General features: G+C 45.3%; 20 protein-coding genes and 3 pseudogenes. 20 read left to right on the plus strand and 3 right to left on the minus strand.

Translation table 11 applies throughout. The features are described from left to right. Positions 1-25: 25 nt before the first annotated feature. The 13 genes and pseudogenes from ISF27_RS08325 (at position 26) to ISF27_RS08385 (ending at position 10,400) form a co-directional block, all read left to right on the plus strand. Positions 26-685 carry a DUF5616 domain-containing protein gene (locus ISF27_RS08325; protein ID WP_194611043.1) on the plus strand — a complete coding sequence of 220 codons (660 nt, stop codon included), beginning with the start codon at positions 26-28 and terminating at the stop codon, positions 683-685. Then, positions 682-1,021 (plus strand): annotated as a pseudogene (locus tag ISF27_RS08330) (arsenate reductase family protein). The gene ISF27_RS08325 and the pseudogene ISF27_RS08330 overlap by 4 nt, the downstream one beginning before the upstream one ends. A gap of 53 nt (positions 1,022-1,074) precedes the next feature. Beyond that, on the plus strand, positions 1,075-2,760 hold the full coding sequence (locus tag ISF27_RS08335; RefSeq protein WP_194611044.1) for an ATP-dependent nuclease: 1,686 nt from the start codon (positions 1,075-1,077) through the stop codon (positions 2,758-2,760). After that, the gene (locus ISF27_RS08340; RefSeq protein WP_194611045.1) at positions 2,761-3,678 is read left to right on the plus strand and encodes a UvrD-helicase domain-containing protein; all 918 of its coding nucleotides are present in this window, start codon (positions 2,761-2,763) and stop codon (positions 3,676-3,678) included. A 548-nt stretch (positions 3,679-4,226) separates the two neighbouring features. Continuing rightward, entirely contained in the window at positions 4,227-4,541 is a 315-nt protein-coding gene (locus ISF27_RS08345; protein WP_194611046.1) for a hypothetical protein, read from the plus strand. A gap of 8 nt (positions 4,542-4,549) precedes the next feature. Beyond that, positions 4,550-4,909, plus strand: coding sequence for a fluoride efflux transporter CrcB (crcB, locus tag ISF27_RS08350; RefSeq protein WP_194611047.1), 360 nt, complete (start codon positions 4,550-4,552; stop codon positions 4,907-4,909). A gap of 140 nt (positions 4,910-5,049) precedes the next feature. Then, positions 5,050-5,458 (plus strand): annotated as a pseudogene (locus ISF27_RS08355) (peptide deformylase). After that, the gene (locus ISF27_RS08360) at positions 5,455-5,808 is read left to right on the plus strand and encodes an iron chaperone (protein WP_194611048.1); all 354 of its coding nucleotides are present in this window, start codon (positions 5,455-5,457) and stop codon (positions 5,806-5,808) included. Before ISF27_RS08355 ends, ISF27_RS08360 begins: the two are co-directional and overlap by 4 nt. Positions 5,809-5,936: 128 nt before the next feature. Further along, positions 5,937-7,286: a hypothetical protein gene (locus ISF27_RS08365; protein ID WP_194611049.1), complete on the plus strand. Its 1,350-nt coding sequence runs from the start codon at positions 5,937-5,939 to the stop codon at positions 7,284-7,286. Between the two features lie 50 nt (positions 7,287-7,336). Further along, positions 7,337-8,311: a helix-turn-helix transcriptional regulator gene (locus ISF27_RS08370; RefSeq protein WP_194611050.1), complete on the plus strand. Its 975-nt coding sequence runs from the start codon at positions 7,337-7,339 to the stop codon at positions 8,309-8,311. Between the two features lie 156 nt (positions 8,312-8,467). Further along, a complete protein-coding gene (gene lexA / locus ISF27_RS08375; protein WP_194611051.1) occupies positions 8,468-9,070 on the plus strand; it encodes a transcriptional repressor LexA in 603 nt (200 codons plus the stop codon). A gap of 152 nt (positions 9,071-9,222) precedes the next feature. Continuing rightward, on the plus strand, positions 9,223-9,543 hold the full coding sequence (locus ISF27_RS08380; protein WP_194611052.1) for a hypothetical protein: 321 nt from the start codon (positions 9,223-9,225) through the stop codon (positions 9,541-9,543). Between the two features lie 503 nt (positions 9,544-10,046). Then, positions 10,047-10,400: a helix-turn-helix domain-containing protein gene (locus ISF27_RS08385; protein ID WP_194611053.1), complete on the plus strand. Its 354-nt coding sequence runs from the start codon at positions 10,047-10,049 to the stop codon at positions 10,398-10,400. Positions 10,401-10,404: 4 nt separating this feature from the next. Here ISF27_RS08385 and ISF27_RS08390 read toward each other — a convergent pair whose 3' ends face one another. Then, positions 10,405-10,977: a Fic/DOC family protein gene (locus ISF27_RS08390; RefSeq protein WP_194611054.1), complete on the minus strand. Its 573-nt coding sequence runs from the start codon at positions 10,975-10,977 to the stop codon at positions 10,405-10,407. Then, a complete protein-coding gene (locus ISF27_RS08395) occupies positions 10,970-11,314 on the minus strand; it encodes a type II toxin-antitoxin system RelB/DinJ family antitoxin (protein WP_194611055.1) in 345 nt (114 codons plus the stop codon). Before ISF27_RS08395 ends, ISF27_RS08390 begins: the two co-directional genes overlap by 8 nt. A 412-nt stretch (positions 11,315-11,726) precedes the next feature. On the opposite strand from ISF27_RS08395, the gene ISF27_RS08400 reads away from it, so the two are divergent. The 5 genes from ISF27_RS08400 (at position 11,727) to ISF27_RS08420 (ending at position 15,477) form a co-directional block, all read left to right on the plus strand. After that, positions 11,727-12,317 (plus strand): hypothetical protein, encoded by a 591-nt coding sequence (locus ISF27_RS08400; protein ID WP_194611056.1) that lies wholly within the window; start codon positions 11,727-11,729, stop codon positions 12,315-12,317. After that, on the plus strand, positions 12,314-12,520 hold the full coding sequence (locus tag ISF27_RS08405) for a DUF6462 family protein (protein ID WP_194611057.1): 207 nt from the start codon (positions 12,314-12,316) through the stop codon (positions 12,518-12,520). Before ISF27_RS08400 ends, ISF27_RS08405 begins: the two co-directional genes overlap by 4 nt. Before the next feature lie 151 nt (positions 12,521-12,671). Continuing rightward, positions 12,672-13,910: a tyrosine-type recombinase/integrase gene (locus ISF27_RS08410; protein WP_194611058.1), complete on the plus strand. Its 1,239-nt coding sequence runs from the start codon at positions 12,672-12,674 to the stop codon at positions 13,908-13,910. Positions 13,911-14,243: 333 nt separating this feature from the next. Then, entirely contained in the window at positions 14,244-14,597 is a 354-nt protein-coding gene (locus tag ISF27_RS08415; RefSeq protein WP_330362081.1) for a methionine--tRNA ligase subunit beta, read from the plus strand. A 424-nt stretch (positions 14,598-15,021) separates the two neighbouring features. Next, complete coding sequence (locus ISF27_RS08420; RefSeq protein WP_407926081.1) at positions 15,022-15,477, plus strand: group II intron maturase-specific domain-containing protein; 456 nt, start codon at positions 15,022-15,024, stop codon at positions 15,475-15,477. 196 nt (positions 15,478-15,673) lie between these two features. Here the strand turns inward: ISF27_RS08420 and ISF27_RS08425 are convergent, their stop codons facing one another. Continuing rightward, the gene (locus tag ISF27_RS08425) at positions 15,674-16,726 is read right to left on the minus strand and encodes an IS30 family transposase (RefSeq protein ID WP_194609583.1); all 1,053 of its coding nucleotides are present in this window, start codon (positions 16,724-16,726) and stop codon (positions 15,674-15,676) included. A 61-nt stretch (positions 16,727-16,787) separates the two neighbouring features. Between ISF27_RS08425 and ISF27_RS08430 the strand changes: the two genes are divergently transcribed. Beyond that, entirely contained in the window at positions 16,788-17,018 is a 231-nt protein-coding gene (locus tag ISF27_RS08430; protein WP_194611060.1) for a hypothetical protein, read from the plus strand. Positions 17,019-17,381: 363 nt separating this feature from the next. Beyond that, positions 17,382-17,987, plus strand: a pseudogene (locus ISF27_RS08435) (IS256 family transposase); the annotation flags it as partial. Positions 17,988-18,049 lie beyond the last annotated feature (62 nt).

The following is an 18,049-nucleotide window of genomic DNA, read 5'->3' on the forward strand; positions in this document are numbered from 1 at the left end:
AAAATCCGCACAATTGCAAGCAAAAATGCGGAATTATCCAGTGTTTTCAAGGCTTTTGGGGCGTTGTATTGCGCGCAGTTTTTCTCTAGTTGCACGTTTTATTGGAAGTCAACAATCAATCGCTTCGGATGATAAAGTCACAGCGAGAAAAAGTAGGCAAATCGATTTCGTAGGCATTGAGAAAAATGGAGACAGGCCTGCGCTGCCTGAGATCAACATAGATGGGTTCAACACGGTCATTACGCTGGAGACGGCACTGTCGGGCTCACCTGTTTTCAAAGGAATGGATGGCTGCATCAGGGATCTTGCCGGCCTGCGCGGAACATATCGGATTATTGATGTGACAAAGAAGGCAATTGATCTGCTCCTTCTTGCGGTGGACAACCTGCATGTGGGCCGGGTGAATGTTTTCCTGGATGCTCCGGTCTCCAATTCCGGCAGGCTGAAGACGCTTTTCTATGAGCGGAGAGAGAAGCTTGGATGCGGCTTTTCTCTGGAGATTTCCGTCATTAACGATGTGGATGCGGTGTTGAAGCAGTCCGGATATGTGGTGAGTTCGGATTCGGTCATTCTGGATTACTGCAGGAGCTGGATTAATCTCGTGCCGGAATTACTGAAGAAATGCGGCGGGGTGTGGCTGATCGATCTGGATTTAACAGGGGTAGATGAAAGGCAGTTGATATGAACATACAGATTTTCGGCACGAAAAAGAGCGCGGACACAAGAAAAGCAGAGCGCTATTTCAAGGAGCGGGGGATTAAGTTTCAGGCGATTGACCTTGCACAGAAGGGCTTCAGTAAAGGAGAACTGACCTCGATCCTGCAGGCAGTAGGCGGGATGGACGAACTCTTGGACGAGAAGACGAAGGACCAGGAGGCATATCTCCTGATTAAGTACCTTGCAGACGAGGATAAGTTCGATAAGGTTATTGAGCACCCCGCTTGTAGTAAAACAGCCGGTGGTTCGGAACGGCCGGCAGGCTACGATTGGATACCAGCCGGATGTATGGAAGAATTGGTAGTTTAGAGAGAGTTTTATGCATTCCTAACATCGTGATTAATTTGAGGATATAAAATGAAAATCCTTTCTCTTGAAATAAGGAATTTTAGAGGAATAAGAGAAGCGACGATTTCTTATCCGGCAAAATCAAAAATTGGGATAATGATTGGCGCAGGTGATTCAACGAAAACGACAATCATCAATGCAATTCAATGGAATCTTTGGCCAACATGGAATTTGCAGGTTATAGACACGGATTTCTATAACAGGAATATCGATGAAAAAATTATTATTACAGGAACATACTGTGACCTGCCAAAGGAACTTCTTTCTGAAGAAAAATTTGGTCTCTATTTGAGAAATCCAGATATTCCATATGATGGTATAAGCGATGATGAACCTAAGGACGGGCAGCGACCATGTGTTTCCGTACAGTTATCTATTGACAAAACATTAGAACCCAAATGGGAAATTGTTTGCAATCGCAAAGATCCATTGACTTTGAATACAGCAGACAGGAAAAAATTCCCATTCAACGTTGTTGGAGATGATGCGAAAACAGATCTTCAATGGGGAAAGTATTCTGTTTTGCAGAAATATGCTGATTCTCGTGGCGTCCTACATGACGCTTACATTAATGCAATGCGAGAGGTCGCTAATCATGCTGATTTGACAGCATTAGACACGGTTGTTGATATCGTAAAAAATACTGGGAAGGAATATGGAGTCGGCTTTAATAGCGAGATCACAAATAAGCTGATTTATCAGAATGGAAGTTTCTCTACTTCGGTTGGGTTGTTTGACGGAAATATTCCGCTTAACATGCGTGGCCTTGGAAGCAGACGACTTCTTTCGATGGGACTAAATATTAATGCCTCAGAGGGTGATTCATTACTGATGATAGATGAAATAGAAAATGGCTTGGAACCCTATAGAATAAAAAGCCTTATAAATGAGTTTAGAACCAAAGGCTCTGAGGCTGGGCAAATCCTTTTTACTACCCACTCATCAACAGCAGTGGCAGAAGCAAAACTAGATGAGCTGTTGATCGTAAATTCAAAGGATGGGTTGACGAAAGTTAGCCGATTTCCGGAAGAACGTAATTTACATGATTTTTTACAAAGGCAAGTAAGATCAAATGCAGAAGCTATTTTGTCAAAGCGGTTATTGGTATGTGAAGGTAAGACAGAAATAGGGTACATTCGGGCTTTGGATAACTACCTTGATCAAGAATCAAATGAACGACTTGCATATTATGGCGTTGGAACATTCCTTGGAGAAGGTGAAAATATCTTTAAATGCGTGGATTTGCTTAAAGAGTTCGGATATGACCTTTGTGTATTTATGGATTCAGATAAGCTTGATGAAGAGGAGATAAAGAGAAAGTACCGTGCGGAAGGTATAAGAATCATTGACTGGGAACAGCCATATGCAATTGAAGAGCAACTGTTCATGGAATGTCCTTTACATATAGTACAAACATTTCTGGACATAGCAGTTACAGAGAAGGGAACACAGTCAATTTGTTCTCAGCTGAAGGATATCGCTTATAAAGTAGAGAATGATCAAATAGTTCTGGAAGAGTTAGATAGGGAACATAGGGCCAAACTGGGGAAAATAGCTAAAAACAAAAACTGGTTTAAACGAATAGATCTTGGAGAACAGATAGGAGATGTTGTTTTTCAAAGTTTTGATGAGTTTGAAGTGACTAATCGTATCAAAAAAGTATTTGATGAGATCATGGATTGGACAAAAAATTGAATGGATTTTGAGGAAATACAAAATTTAATTAGTCGCAGCAATGCATATGTGATTGCTCCAGCTGGACATGGAAAAACGGAAATGCTTGCTGATATCGTAAGTGCATGTGAGAAAAAAGTGCTTGTGCTAACGCATACGAATGCAGGCGTAGATGCGATCAAGCATAGATTCCGTAAAAAGGGCATACCACTGAAGAAAGCTAACGTTGGAACTATTGCAGGCTTCTGCCAAAGGTGGTGCTATTCCTATCCCAATACGGCAAATTTTGATGTTTCATTATCCAGAATTCGTGAGTCAAAAGAATTCTATAGACAACTATATTCAGGAGCAAAGGCTATTTTTGAAAAAGCATGGGCTGGTAAAGTGATTTCAGAGTCATATGCCGCAATAATTGTTGATGAGTATCAAGATTGCATTATTGAACAGCATAGGATATTTCTGACGCTTAATTCGTATTTGCCAGTATGGGTACTTGGCGATCCGCTGCAGGGCATATTCGATTGGGGAGATAATAATCTTGTCGATTGGGAGAAATTGCCTTGGACGGAAGTGAAAATAAAAACTTATCCATGGAGGTGGAAAAACACCAATCCAATTCTTGGATCCTATCTTGGAAAAGTAAGAGAAGAGATATTGCCAATATTGAAACATCATGCTGTTACGGTTCGTTTGAAGCCAAACGATTCGTATCTGAAAATGGTAGATCCTTCTCTTTGTACGAAATCCGAACTGTTAAGAGAATGGTCAAAATATAATTCGGTGCTATATATAGCAGATTTTGAAAGATCACAATTAGCATTCTGTCAGCAGATGGGTGGGATATTTCAAGCTGATGAGAAGCAAGACTGTACTGCCTTGTATGATTTTGCTTCTCGGTTGACAGTAGTAATGGTGCCGAGCTTTTACTTTATGTATTAACTTTTGCGAGCACGTGTGCATCGCATGTATCAACGAAATTAAAGAGTTACGCATCGCACTTGCAAAAAGGGAGTAAAGACTTTTCCCGAATAAAAAAGTATACGGAAATAGGGAAAGCGTTATCCTGCCCAGATGATGTCTCATATGATGATCTTCTTCGTATATTGAAGGTGATATCAGAATGTAAGTCATTCAATTTTTATCGAAAAGAATTATATGAAGAGATGAGACGCAGCATTAAATATGCTCGAGATAGTCATATGTCAATACTTGAGGCTGCTAAGCATATCAGATCAGATGCCAGTCTCCAGAAAAGATATACGGGATTTAGGTTTTTGTCCTCAAGGACAGTATTGTCTAAAGGTTTGGAATATGAATGCGTTGTGATTGATATGCGTGGAAATTTGAAGGCCAAAGATTTTTATGTTGCAATGACGCGAGCTACAAAGATGGTTTATGTTATCTCATCGAATACGACATTGTATTTTAGGAAGTAAAGCATTTATGAGATGGTAATTTTCACATTAAAGGAAGGCGAAAGATTACTGATGAACAGAGCTTCCACGGGCGAAGTCATGAAGCTGATCCATCCCTTTGTCCATACGAAATTTCTGGCTGTGTCCTATGTGAATTTTGAAGATGTGGGGAAGATCAAGGTGGCCTTATCTCCTTTTGAAAATGTGTCAGTGAAACTGAAGGACAAGCATGACGGCTACGCTTATCTGGTCATCCGGATCAGCCGCACCTTGACCGGAAAAAAGCTGGAATATGAGCTCAGGGATCATAATCGCCGGAAGAAGATCTATGACGATCTGGGCTGGATCGATGCGATCGAAGGGTATGACGCTCTGTTTCATGACTGAGGAAAAATATGAACGTTATTATTGTCGGGCTTGGCGGAGCCCTCGGCGCAATCTGCAGATATCTGATTACTTTGCTACCCATTAATCCGGAAAATGGATTTCCGATGAAGACCTTCCTGATCAATGTCATCGGATCCTTTGTCATCGGCCTGGTGACCGCTCTTGCAGCAAAGAATGCTTTGAATCCTAGGGCAGTGCTTTTCTTAAAGGTAGGCATCTGCGGAGGCTTTACAACATTCTCTTCCCTTGCCCTCGAGACGGAAGGACTGCTTGAGAAAGGAAGCACCGGGATTGCTATGCTGTACGTCATTCTGAGTCTTGTCTGCGGAGTTCTGGCAGTTTTCGCTGCAGAACGGCTGATTGGGTGAAATGGCAAGGTATCAATGAATGTTCGGATTGCTGGATATTTATCAGCGGACTTTTAGAGATAAGCAGCCTGTGGTCCGGAATGGCCGGCAGGCTACGGTTGGTTACCAGCAGGATGTTTGGAAGAACTGGGAGTAAGCGTATGGTCAGAGAAATCATGAGGGATATATTCTTCCTCGCACAGAAATCGGAGCCGGCGACGGAAGCCGATCTGCAGGTCGCCCGTGATCTTCTGGATACGCTGTCTGCGCATGCGGAAGAGTGCGTCGGAATGGCGGCAAACATGATCGGCGTAAAGAAGCGGATTATTGTCGTCAATATGGGACTTGTCAATGTGGCAATGCTGAATCTGTTATTCTGAAGAAAAGTGGTCTATTCGAAACAGAGGAGGGCTGCCTTTCTCTAACCGGAACACGGAAGACAAAGCAATTCCGTGAGATTGAACTGGAATACTAGGATCTTGACATAAAAAAGCATGTTCAGAGTTTACCGGCTGGACCGCACAGATCATTCAGCATGAGTGCGATCATCTGGAAGGGATTATCATATGACCTCGACGAATCCGATTGACAAATATATTGAAGGACAGAACCCGATTCATAAAGATAATCTTTGTGCTGTGCGGGATGCGATCCGGAAGGAGCTTCCTGGAGCGGAAGAGCGGATTTCGTGGTCAATGCCCACATGGTGGAAGGGGTATAACCTCATCCATTTCGCGGCGGCGAAGAAGCATATCGGCATCTATCCGGGAACAGAGGCAGTGGAGCACTTCGCGGACGAATTCACGAAACGCGGACTGAAGTTCAGCAAGGGCTCGATTCAAATTCCGTATGGGGAGGATCTTCCACTCGATCTGATCGCGGAGATCGCACGCTGGTGTGGAGAACATAACACGAAATAAACAACAAAGGAGTTCGGCACAATAGTGGCTTGTTGATCCCGACATTTATCAGGATGAAGAAATAACAGACCTTATTGTCATGACTGAAATCAATTTCTTGAGGCGCATACAAGGAGGCAGCTTTACAGATGAAAACCTTAACCTGGGAGGACATCAAAGATTTATACAATAAAGCGCGGTATTGCCTGTGTTGCCCTCGGCATGTCTCACAGTGGAGCCGCGATGAAGAAAATGGAATGTTCTACTTATGGAGTGCCTATCATTATGCGAGGACAACGGAAGACCAGGCAACAGATCATTTGACTTATGCCAGAATTCTTCGGCTTATGGCCAGTGAGACAGCAATAGATCATTCAGAATATGAACGATATCACAATTTCATCTTACCAGCCTTACAGGAGTACGAGGCAGCCGTAAAATCTGGTCAAAAGGTGGGCGATAAAGAATTCGATTCTGCAAAGTTTGATAAAGAGCATCTTGGCTATCAATTGAATCATGAATCCTGCTCAGAAGAGAATTGGAATGAAGCAATAGCTCTGATTGAGAACGGAGATATGATCAATAAGACAGATTTCGGATTCCATGACAGCAAACCTGTAGGATTTGAGCTGATCTCTGATAAACAAGCTGTGTTGAAACTTAATTATGATAATCTTCTTGCTGTCCTGCGGTTTGAAAATATTGCATACATAGAGATAGCTACAGATCCGGAAACGGATTGGATTTCGGATTTTTACTGCTATAAGGTAAAGGACTCCGATCTCGTAACGTTTGATATAGAGTACTACCGTATAATCTGCAGGAAAGTTGTTCTGGAAAAGATCGTTGATTTTAATAAATATAAGGATCCCACTCCGGATGCATTCTTCTGGAGTAAGCCCCTTCAGATATGGTGCTGCCAGCAGGCTGTTAACGAAAAATATCTGACAAACAGGGTAAGGAAGGCGAAAGAGCAAATGAGCTTGAAACCGGCTGAAGTAAGCCGCGTCATCAGGCTTACCAATGAAATATTAGCCGCTGATGGAATTCAGGAAATTCAAAATCCCGTTATCCGGGGGAAAGCTCTTGAAAAATTCACCTCTGCGGATAATACAACAAGAAAAGAAGCCTATGAAGCAGTAAAAAACAGATTCGGGATGGCATCTGTGAAACATCTATTATGGCTGCGATTTACTCAAGATGGTCATCTTGCAACTGTTACTGCTTCTGATGATATAAATTTCGGCAGGGAAAGTAAGTCATACGATATCATTCACACATGCGGATTGGAATGGGACACCTCATTTATTTTGCTGTTTCCGATTACTCCAATAACCGGGAGGTACCAGTTGCAGGCAAATGAAAGAGATGAACTTGAAACAGCAGTTGGCAATTATCTGATTGCAAATGGAGTTCCAATAATCGATTACTATTCGCATAATTACAATGAAAGAGGTAATCAGATTGTAAAGAAGTGGCCGGCACCAGGTCAGGCATAACGGTTTATTGCGTAATCGGATTGATTTTTACTGGGGAGGGAATAACAGAAATGGAGAACAAAAGCAATAAGGGCCGTCTGCTGTTCCTGCTCCGGTATCTGCAGCAGAATACGGACGATCAGCATCTGGTCACGACACCGGCTTTGCTTTCAGTATTGGAGTCCGCCGGCTATCCGGTTGATCGGAAGACACTCTACGATGATATCAATGTTCTAAAAGAAGATTTTGATATCGATATTATCACGGAGAAGCACCGCGGAAACGAATACTTCATCGGCGGCAGGGAATTCGAGTTGCCGGAGCTGAAGCTCCTGATCGATGCGGTGGCTTCATCCAGATTTATTTCCGCCAAGGAGAGCCGGAAGCTGATCGATAAACTGTCCTCACAGGCGAGTATCTGGCAGAAGGGGGATCTGAAGCCGCGGATTACGATCGGCGAGAGGATCAAGGCGCCGGAGACAAGGATCTATTACACAATTGACAGGCTGAATTCCGCAATCAAGCACAGAAAGCAGGTCCGGTTCCAGTATACGGAATACGATTCCAGGAGAAGGAAAATCCTCCGGAATGGCGGCGAAGTTTACACGAACAGCCCTTATGACTGCCTCTGGAATGATGATAAGTATTACCTGATCGGGTATTCCGAGAAGCATCAGGGCCTTGTGACGTTCCGGATCGACCGGATCGTGAACCTTGAGATTCTGGAAGAGAAGAGCCTGCCGAAGCCGAGGAATTATCGGATCTCGGATTTTGCGAATAAGGTTTTCAGGATGTATGACGGCACGCTGCAGGAAGTGGAGCTTTTCTGCAAAGAGCCCATGATGAAGCAGCTGGTAGATCACTTCGGTACGGATTTCGAGGTCCTGCCTGCAGAAGAAGGATATTTTACTGCAAAAATAAAAGTATCCGTGAGCCGTACATTTTTCAGCTGGCTATTTCAATTCGGCAGTGATGTACGGATCATCGGACCGGAGCAGGTCAGGGAGCAGTACCGCCGGATGCTGGAGGATGCGCTCCGGGATTGAGGATGAGAAACTGAATGATCCAAGATTGTATGAGCTGGGAGTAATATTTCCCAGCTCATTACTTTTCGAACAAATGTTCTTGACACCTGAACCGAATCAAATATAATGAAAATCAGGAAGCGAAGCAGACTGCTTCCTTTAGAAAGGAGCGGCGTTATGAGACATAAATCCGAAATCATCATGCAGTCGATCAAGGATTATGCTGAGAATTTCTATTTAAGCCGCCGCCGTTCTCCGTCCACGACGGAAATCGCTGATGCAGTCGGAATTGCCCGCGGAACTGCTTACAAGTATCTGGTCGCCATGAAGGATAAGGGGCTGATCCGGTATGATGGGAAGCAGATCATCACGGACAGGACTGAAAAGACGAACATGGAGCTGACAAATGTGGCAGTCCTCGGATCTGTTTCCTGCGGCAGACCTCTCCTGGAAGAGGAGCAGATCGAGGAATATGTGCAGCTGCCGGTCTCCCTGTTTGGCAGAGGAAGCTTCTATATCGTAAGAGCAAACGGTACGTCTATGATCGATGCCGGTATCAGTGACGGGGATCTCGTCCTGATCCGGCAGACAAAGGATGCCGAAGATGGGGATATCGTTGTTGCTCTTGTCGATAATGAGAACACGCTGAAGCGGTTTTATCGGGATCAGGAGAACCATTGTATAAGGCTTCACCCGGAGAATAAGAGCATGAAGGACCTGCTCGTCACGGAGTGTGAGATCCAGGGGGTAGCCGTCGATGTGATCAAGGCTTTAGGGTAAGCCGCTGACCATATCTGCCGTTCCGCATTGTGTGGTGTTTGGCAGCACGTCGGAAAAGCCGGTGCGGAAGAATTCAGGAGGGAGTTCTTTCCCTTTCTTCTTTCTGGAAGTAACGTTGGTTTTGGATCGTAAATCGGAGGGAAGATCTTATTATGAGGGAGACGGAATCCAGAATGGGCTACATTGCCAGCTGCTGTTATTGTGGCTCATTTCTGCAGGAAACCAGGGGAGAATGCTGCACGAGGGTAATCTGCCCGAAGTGCGGCCGGCAGATGGTTGTGATCATTAAGAAGGGCAAGGTGACAACGTTTATGGACCGGAGAAACGGGACGAGGGACGAGGCGGATCCGGAGCAGGAGAAGAAACAGTGCCAGCGGCTGATCCATTATGAGCGGATCAGCAGAAGCGGCATCGGCGACCATGCGGTTTCGATGGTGGCTGAGAAGACGCAGGAATATGGAAAGAGGTCCTGAGCTAAGGACCGTAGAATACCTGCATCCTGAGGACAGGAGGTTCCTGGGATAAGGCATTAAGCATTTAGGCAGTTAAGACAATTTCATAGAGTGAGATTTCCTGCGGGCGCTGCTGAACCGGCCGCCGTTCTCTGAGAAAGAGCTGCAGCTTTTTGAAAAGTGCGGTACAGAGGCATCCGGCGTGAAAGGACGATACGGACGAGCAGGGCGCAGGAAATCAGGAGTTTGCCAAGAGCTGAACTATACGGTTGGGCATATCGATGTGCCAGGGCTGAGCGCGTAGAGAAAATGAAGCGCCAGCTGTACGACTTAAAAATGTAAAGAGGAGCCTGCAAAACGGAAGCTGACCTGAAGAGATGTTACGGACATCTTCGGGCTTCATGCAGATGCGTTTTGCAGGTTCCTTTTTTGTACCCATTTTTCGGGGAAAATCTCGCTCTCTGGTATTCCTGCACTCTTTTCCGGAAGGCTTCCGTTCTGGAAGGCACCGGAAAGGTGCAGAGATGAATCAGAAGAATACAGAAATCGATACAAGTACCATGGGCGGGAGAATCCGGGCACTGCGACTGCAGAAGGGATGGTCCCAGGAGGAGCTGGGATTCCGGATCGGGGTGAATAACAAGTCCGTTATTTCCTTTTATGAGAACAACAGCAGGGCGGTAAGTCTGCCTGTTCTGCAGATGCTGTCCAGAGAATTCGGGACAACGCTGGACTATCTTGTGAATGGCACGGAGCCGGCACTGAACGAGATGGATCCGGACATCCTGATGGCAATCAAACTGCTGAAAGACCTGAAGACAGAGAAGGGAAGAAAAGTGGCGATCGAGCATATACGGTTGGTGGGGATGCTGGAATGATATTTCATCGTATTACTGCCTTACTCATCAAGTGGGTTAGCCTGTCATATTTCAGCACAAATGAATCTCTGCTGGCTTCTACCATCTCTTCTTCACCGATGGATGAATAGTTGATTTCGTGGTCGGCGTGAATGGCAAGTTCGCGGAAGAATTCCCGCTGGGTGCGCCCGTTCCCTTCGCGAAAAGGATGGAGCGCATTTATCTCACCGAAATAATATACGACTCGTTGAATGAACTCGTCTTTCGATAGACCTGTCAGTAGAGATTCACGCTTTAATTTTGAAAAAATCATGCTGGCCTGATCTGAGAGAAAGGCAGCTCTACAGAACATGTCTGATTTTGCTATGTCCACGGTCCTTTCTTTCCCTGCCCAGAGATAAAGATCCTGAAACAGGAATTTATGGATGCGTTTCAGGTGATTGTAATCAAACTTACCCTTGATAGGCTCTTGTTCGAGCTGCAATAGTCGCCTGGCTGTCAGATCTCTTTCTGCATCATGAAGAATATCGGGATCGTGTATATCCAGCTTGTTAATCAGAACATCAGTACCTGGATAGCAGTAAATGGAATCAGGCATGCTGCTTCTCCTTTAATCGATACATATTTTTCAGGTCTTCGATTTCCTGTTCCTGTTCGGATGGCGTTTTTCTGGAGAATTTTTCCAGGGACTGAAGTCCTTCCTGATCAAGAGGCATATTTTCCATAGACATGCTGGCGGCTACATCAAGTGTTCTTGTGGATGGAGCAGTCTCTGCCGGCAGTGCGACATCGAAAGGAATCCTTTTCTGCAGAATAATTTGTTTTATGGTCATGTTAAGAACTGCTGAAAGATTGGTGCCAAGGGCTTTCAAGATTTCACTGGCTTCCTTTTTGTCTTCTTCATCGGTTCTGATCTGGATATATGTACTTGCCATGTAATCACCTCCTTCAAAAATTATACCACAATACAGTGACAATACATATACAAAATATGAAATATGGGGATTGAGAAAATGGGAAAATGGGACGCTTTTTAGAAGATGCTTTCAGTTGATAAACATAAAAGTCCCCACATTATTTATTCGTAAATCGGCGAAAACACAAAATGCCGCAATATAACTAAATCTAATTTGAGGCAGGAGATATGTCAGATATAGCAGCACTCCCCAAGGATCAGAAGATTTTTCCATTAAATCTTCTGATCTCGGAAGTTTACAGCTTTGCTAACTCGGTTTACAGATACGGTAACGAGAAAAACGTTCGGATAATCTAAGATAAATCCTGTCAGACAGATACAAAAGCAGCGCTGCTTCAGTATCCACACGCATCACAGAAAGGAGTGACCGGATGGAGACTGAAGTGATTTATCAGAACCAGTTCCAGAAAGAATATTTCCTGGCGGATTCCAGGGGGAAAATTGACATCATTCTTTCTAATTATGTCACATTCCAGCATCAGCTGAGCGGCATCGAGAAAGGAATCAAGCTGGACATCAAGGTGGATCAGGATTTCCGCTTCCGGAAAGAGAGGGGAGATCTTGGTGTCAGGGTCCGGACCTCAGGCTACTCAGATCCGACTGCCAGAGAGGCAATCAGAAATGTAGAGCTTGACCGGGCCTTCGATGAAAACGATCTTGAAGGGGAGCTGGAGAAGACCAGCGAGCCCGATGTTTTCCGAGGGCAGATCCGGATGCTGCATTCCATGGAGGAGGATTTTCTGATCATCCAGGCAGTCATAGAAATGCTGACGCTGCAGGATGGAAATACGCTGAAGGATTATTTCGCCTGTCAGCGGAACCAGATCTGTCTCCAGAATGTGGCAGATGACAAGGATATCAATGTAAAGACGATTTACCAGAAGGTATGGCGGGTCAAGAGCAAGATCCGCATGAATGCGATGGAAAAGTTCGAGCGTAAGTATGGGAGGAGAACAGCATGAGAGCACGGAAGAGAGTGGAGATTACCAGAGCACAGGGAAAGAAGTATGTAAAGTATGATGAGGGTGCAGCCCTCTACAGTATGGGTCTGAATACATTTCAGAGACTGGCGAAGGAAGCCCAGGCAACAGTCCGGGTCGGGAGATCCGTATGGGTAAATCTGGATCTCTTTGAGAAATACTTCCAGACATTTGCCGAATTCTGATCGATGATATCGCATGATATCACGTGAAATAGAAATAGTGCACAAAGATTTAAAAAGCTATTGAGTAATGGATCCAGGTCAGCTACACTGACGATAGTGGTATCTCGAGCTGTCCTGGATTCATCTTTGTTTATTAGGAGGAGATGAATGCATGGCACAATCGAGAAAAGATAATCGAGGCAGAACTCTCCGGAAAGGAGAAGTTCAGCGTTCCTCTGATCTGCGTTACCTGTACACCTACACGGATCCGCTGGGAAAAAGAAGATTTGTCTATGCGAAGGATCTGATGTCGCTTCGGGAGAAGGAGAAGGAACTGTTCCGGGACCAGCTGGACGGGCTTGACCGTTACACGGCAGGACGGGCCAGTGTCAATGATGCCTTTGACCGGTATATGGCGACTAAACGGAACCTCCGCGATTCCACGAAGAGCAATTACTGCTATACGTACAATCATTTTGTGCGGGATAATTTTGGCCAGAAGAAGCTCCTGGAAGTGAGGTATTCAGATGTGATGCAGTATTATCTGTATCTTCTGAATGACAAGGAGCTGTCACTGTCCACGGTGGATACGATTCACTGTCTTCTGCATCCGGCCTTTCAACTGGCTGTGCGGGATGATGTGATCCGGAAGAACCCGACAGACGGAGTGATGAAGGAACTGACCAAACGGACGGGAATGCACAGAGGTATCCGGCATGCCCTTACCGTAGAGCAGCAGAGAGCCTTTATGGAGTATATTGCGGGTCATCCTGTGTATGTACACTGGTGGCCGCTGTTCACAGTGCTTTTGGGGACTGGCTGTCGGATCGGGGAAGCAATCGGACTTAGATGGGAGGATCTGGATTTCGAGAAAGGAACCATCAACATCAATCATACCGTTACCTATTATCCGTCCTCGGATACAAGAGAATGTGTTTACCACTTTCATAAGCCGAAGACAGAATCCGGAATCAGGGTCATCCCGATGCTGGATCTCGTCAGGGATGCATTCGATATTCTGAGGGAAGACGAGAAGGAATACGGACCGAATGAGCAGGTGATCGATGGTCAGTCCGGTTTTATCTTTCAGAACCGGTACGGAAAGATTCCGAATCCCCAGACAATCAATGCTTCCATTAAAAGGATCGTTGCGAGCTATAATGATGAGGAAATGCTGAAGGCCAGCAGAGAGAAGAGAGAACCATTGCTTCTGCCCGATTTCTCCTGCCATCACTTAAGACATACTTTTGCTACAAGGCTGTGTGAGGCGGAGAGCAATCTGAAGGTGATCCAGTCTATCATGGGTCACAAGAACATTGAAACAACGATGGATGTATATGCTGAGGCCACGGACCGGAAAAAGGAGGAGACTTTTGGCCGACTGGCCGGCAAACTGGATAATCTGTTCTAAAGATGACATGATTTTTGTTGTCGTGTAACACGGAATCCGGTTTGCAACAGAGGCACAACAAATGCCCCAGGATAGATAAAGACGGTATCAGACCGGATAAAATCTATTGGAAATCGCGAGATATCGCCAGTCAGGGGCAGTTATCAAGAGATAAGTCCGGAGAGATTTTATGAAAAATCAATCCCGACACTCAAGTCCCTCGGCTCCAAAAACAATGAAGCACATGCGGACGAAAAGGCCGGCGAAGAGAAGGCTTCCGAGGCTGTTTCCGATCAATCCGGGTTCTTCACACCGAACGAGAAGATCGATTTCAGCAATGTAAAGATCGAGCCCCTGTTCGAAGAGCAGGTTGATTTTGATACCTTCTCCAAGTCTGATTTCAGAGCTGTAAAGGTAAAGGATTGCGTGGCAGTACCGAAGTCCAAGAAGCTGCTTCAGTTCACACTGGACGACGGAACAGGCACAGACCGCACGATTTTAAGCGGTATTCACGCATACTACGAGCCTGAAGAGCTGATCGGAAAGACCTTGATTGCAATCGTAAATCTGCCCCCTCGTAAGATGATGGGCATCGATTCCTGTGGTATGCTTCTGTCCGCAGTAAGCAACTACAAGGATTCGGAGGATGAGGAGCTTCACCTTCTGATGGTGGACAACCACATCCCGGCAGGTGCGAAGTTGTATTGAGAATTGGCGCTGAGCCTGACAACAAAGTGAGTTTAAAAAATGTGTTGTAGTGGCCGATTTACAACAATCTGACCACAAAAACCCATCTGAAGTCACTTTGTGACAGGCGGTGTCAACAAGTTGCAGAATTGAATAGTCATTAGACTTCTCAAGGAGTCGCTTTTCTTAAAAGAAATTTTAAGAGGGGCGGCTCCTTTTTGTGTGTTCTACGAGCGGTGCAGATATGGAGCAGAGACGTCGGCGGGAGCTTGCTCACGCAAGACGGCTTCTGCGAACAGATCTATAGCGCGGCGCACGATGTCCAGTGGACATCGGTTCTGCGCGGACCGAAGCGGAGCGTAGACCAGCGCGACATCGAGGAAAGCGAAGCTTTGCGAGATGTACCGCCGTAGAGCACCCATGGTTTCACCAGTTTCACACCTGAATCAGTAAACAGACAGATCACAAAGCATACAAAGCCAGACCACACCCAAAAGCAGTAGCGAAGTTCAAGGCACAGATGAAGAAGCTGACATGCAGGAGCTGGGGAGTGAACAATTCTTTCAAGGTCTTTACACTTAACCAGCTCATTCGAGGTTGGATAAACTATTTCAAAATCGGAAGCATGAAAGGGCTGTGTGAGCGGCTCGACAGAAACATCCGGTACCGTCTGAGAATGTGTATCTGGAAGCACTGGAAGACACCGCAGAACAGAGCAAAGAATCTGATGAAGCTTGGAATCGACCGCAATACTGCATACCGAGTTGCCTACACTGGGAGAAGAATTGCCTTTGTCTGCAATAAGGGGGCGGTTAATGTGGCGATAAACAACAAAAGATTAGCTGAATTTGGGCTAATCTCCATGGCTGACTACTACGCCGAAAGGCGTGTCACTTGTTAAGTTGGTTGAACCGCCGTGTACCGAACGGTACGCACGGTGGTGTGAGAGGACGGGGAAATATCAATTTCCCATCCTACTCGATTTTAGTGCGAATAATGATATTGGGTTAGATAGATGCAAACATGGCTGATTATTTAGAATGCATTGAGTCCGAAAAAACAGAGGTAAATTGCAATAACAAGTTGGACACCCTCCGCTAGGCAGTAGCCTGGTAGATTCGGTCGATTTCCTCCTCGAAGATTTCATCCGGGGTTCTGTAACCCAGGATCTTCCGTGGGAGGCAGTTACACCAGGTCTCCACATCGGAGATCTGCTGACCGGTAAAGTCATCAATCCGCTTACCCTTTGGTATGAACCTTCTGATCAGGCCGTTATGCCGCTCTACGGTTCCCTTATCGCAGGATGTGTAGGGATGGGCATAGTAGACAAGCGTATCAGCCATCTTCTCAAGTTCTGAAAGGTCGGCGAATTCCGAACCGTTATCGGTCGTAATCGTTTTGAACACTTCACCGAAGTGTTCGCTGTAAGTCTCCTGAAGCTGTTTAATTGCCTTCATGACACACGCTGATGTCTTGTTTGCAATAGGAAGCATCAGGAACTCACGGCTTTTGCGTTCAGCAAGAGTGAGCAGGACCTGATCATCCCGGGTTTTGGCACCCAATACGAGGTCACATTCCCAGTGCCCGAATTCCTCACGGGACTCGATCTCTCTGGGACGTTCCTCAATGCTGCGACCCAGCTTTTTCTTGTTGATCCGAACTCTATGTTTCTTGGACTTACGCTTCAGCTTTTCAGGAAGGTTATGGTTCCTGATGCCAAAGAGGCCAAGATCAACATAGCGGTAAAGCGTTTTTGTGCAGACGATCTGCTCTCTGGTAAATTCACCATCGAGAACAGCGCGTCCAGTGCAGGCGTCCAATGACCAGCCATCTTCTGTAAAGTGTTTCAGCACATACTCCAGAAACGCTGATCTGCTCAGGAAGTCATAATGCCGGCAACTGTGCTTTCGGTTGTCCTCATAGGCTTTCTGACCGGCAGACGCCTTATAACGGGTCACATGGCCGTTATACAAGGCAACGGAGCCACGTGCTATTTCGTTCGAGACAGTGTTCGGTGAGCAGCCGATCTCACGGGCAATTGCCCGGATGGAGTAGTGGTCTTTAAGACGAATCTGAATAAGAACCCGTTCCTCATACGAAAGATGTTTGCCTTTTATATGGGAAGATATGGTAGAATGAGAGTAGTCCATGGTGGCGATTCTCCTGTAGAAAGTTTGTTGTGGTGACTTACATTCTACCAAAGATCCTGCCATGGATCTTTATTTTATTCAGATGTCCAACTTCATTTTACAATCGGCGGAAAATATAAATGATGTAAAAAAACATTATAGATTAGCAGATGCAGATTGGCGAATCAAAGGTGTATTTATCGTTAACGAGCCGCAAGTGAGTAAGGACATTTATAAACATGAAATAGATATCATCAGCAAGTCGGAATTGTCATTAGCACGAGTAAAACAGGTAATAGATTCTACAAACTGATTTGCTTTGTGCTTATCATTTCAATGCGATTTGCAAAGGGCAGTGAAGAACTCAGTGAATAGTTCAGCCTCTGGCTATCTTTATAGATAGTCAGGGGCTTTTTTTATATCTTCGAGTCGATAGAGTACAATAATGTTCGCAAAAACTGAATAGGCAATGGAAAAGCCATCGAGGCTCATGTAGAATGATTTGCGACGAAACAAACAACTACAAAGGAGAACTCTCGATGGCTCAGAAACAGAGTAACACAAATCTGATAACGTATAATAAGTTTCGCAAATTCAATTGAATAAAAATAGACATAGTCTATTGCCATCGGTAAAATTAAGTTACCACACAAAATCCACCAAGGAGGCAATGACTATGTCCGATAACATTATACAGTTAAATGAAGACCTAATAAAGCATGATCTTAAAGATCTTGTCCGCAGCAGTGTTGAAGAAACGCTGAATGCCCTGCTCGATCATGAAGCGGATGAACTTGTCAACGCTTCAAAGTATGAACGTACAGAGAATCGTAATGGCTACCGCTCAGGTCATTATGAGAGAAACTTCACCACAACTGCAGGAGACGTGAAATTAAAGGTCCCTAAATTGAAAGGTATCCAGTTTGAGACAGCCATCATCGAACGCTATAAACGCAGGGAGTGCTCCGTCGAAGAAGCTTTGATCGAAATGTATCTGGCCGGGGTATCCGTCCGCCGCGTAGAGGATATCACAGAAGCTCTTTGGGGAACTAAGGTATCTCCAGGAACGATCAGTAATCTCAATCAGAAAGCTTACGAACATATCGAAACCTGGCGCAGCCGAAAATTGACCGGTGAATACGCATACGTTTATGTTGACGGTATTTATCTGAAACGCAGCTGGGGCGGCGAAGTGCAGAACGTGTCCGTCCTTGTTGCTATCGGCGTATCTACAGACGGCTACCGCGAGATCATCGGCGCTGCAGAAGGCATGAAGGAAGATTTTGAGTAAGCGCGAAGTAATTCGTTGGATTGTTTCACTCCAATCCGTTTGAGATAATTACT

This window comes from Clostridium vitabionis, from assembly GCF_015351765.1.
Taxonomy (GTDB): Bacteria; Bacillota; Clostridia; order Lachnospirales; family Lachnospiraceae; genus Clostridium_R; species Clostridium_R vitabionis.

What these genes read in the sequence shown, in the direction of transcription:
- ISF27_RS08325 (WP_194611043.1), top strand. Translation starts at nt 26, where the DNA reads ATGCGGAATTATCCAGTGTTTTCAAGGCTTTTGGGGCGTTGTATTGCG.
- ISF27_RS08335 (WP_194611044.1), top strand. Translation starts at nt 1,075, where the DNA reads ATGAAAATCCTTTCTCTTGAAATAAGGAATTTTAGAGGAATAAGAGAA.
- ISF27_RS08340 (WP_194611045.1), top strand. Translation starts at nt 2,761, where the DNA reads ATGGATTTTGAGGAAATACAAAATTTAATTAGTCGCAGCAATGCATAT.
- ISF27_RS08345 (WP_194611046.1), top strand. Translation starts at nt 4,227, where the DNA reads ATGAACAGAGCTTCCACGGGCGAAGTCATGAAGCTGATCCATCCCTTT.
- crcB (WP_194611047.1), top strand. Translation starts at nt 4,550, where the DNA reads ATGAACGTTATTATTGTCGGGCTTGGCGGAGCCCTCGGCGCAATCTGC.
- ISF27_RS08360 (WP_194611048.1), top strand. Translation starts at nt 5,455, where the DNA reads ATGACCTCGACGAATCCGATTGACAAATATATTGAAGGACAGAACCCG.
- ISF27_RS08365 (WP_194611049.1), top strand. Translation starts at nt 5,937, where the DNA reads ATGAAAACCTTAACCTGGGAGGACATCAAAGATTTATACAATAAAGCG.
- ISF27_RS08370 (WP_194611050.1), top strand. Translation starts at nt 7,337, where the DNA reads ATGGAGAACAAAAGCAATAAGGGCCGTCTGCTGTTCCTGCTCCGGTAT.
- lexA (WP_194611051.1), top strand. Translation starts at nt 8,468, where the DNA reads ATGAGACATAAATCCGAAATCATCATGCAGTCGATCAAGGATTATGCT.
- ISF27_RS08380 (WP_194611052.1), top strand. Translation starts at nt 9,223, where the DNA reads ATGAGGGAGACGGAATCCAGAATGGGCTACATTGCCAGCTGCTGTTAT.
- ISF27_RS08385 (WP_194611053.1), top strand. Translation starts at nt 10,047, where the DNA reads ATGAATCAGAAGAATACAGAAATCGATACAAGTACCATGGGCGGGAGA.
- ISF27_RS08390 (WP_194611054.1), bottom strand. Translation starts at nt 10,977, where the DNA reads ATGCCTGATTCCATTTACTGCTATCCAGGTACTGATGTTCTGATTAAC.
- ISF27_RS08395 (WP_194611055.1), bottom strand. Translation starts at nt 11,314, where the DNA reads ATGGCAAGTACATATATCCAGATCAGAACCGATGAAGAAGACAAAAAG.
- ISF27_RS08400 (WP_194611056.1), top strand. Translation starts at nt 11,727, where the DNA reads ATGGAGACTGAAGTGATTTATCAGAACCAGTTCCAGAAAGAATATTTC.
- ISF27_RS08405 (WP_194611057.1), top strand. Translation starts at nt 12,314, where the DNA reads ATGAGAGCACGGAAGAGAGTGGAGATTACCAGAGCACAGGGAAAGAAG.
- ISF27_RS08410 (WP_194611058.1), top strand. Translation starts at nt 12,672, where the DNA reads ATGGCACAATCGAGAAAAGATAATCGAGGCAGAACTCTCCGGAAAGGA.
- ISF27_RS08425 (WP_194609583.1), bottom strand. Translation starts at nt 16,726, where the DNA reads ATGGACTACTCTCATTCTACCATATCTTCCCATATAAAAGGCAAACAT.
- ISF27_RS08430 (WP_194611060.1), top strand. Translation starts at nt 16,788, where the DNA reads ATGGATCTTTATTTTATTCAGATGTCCAACTTCATTTTACAATCGGCG.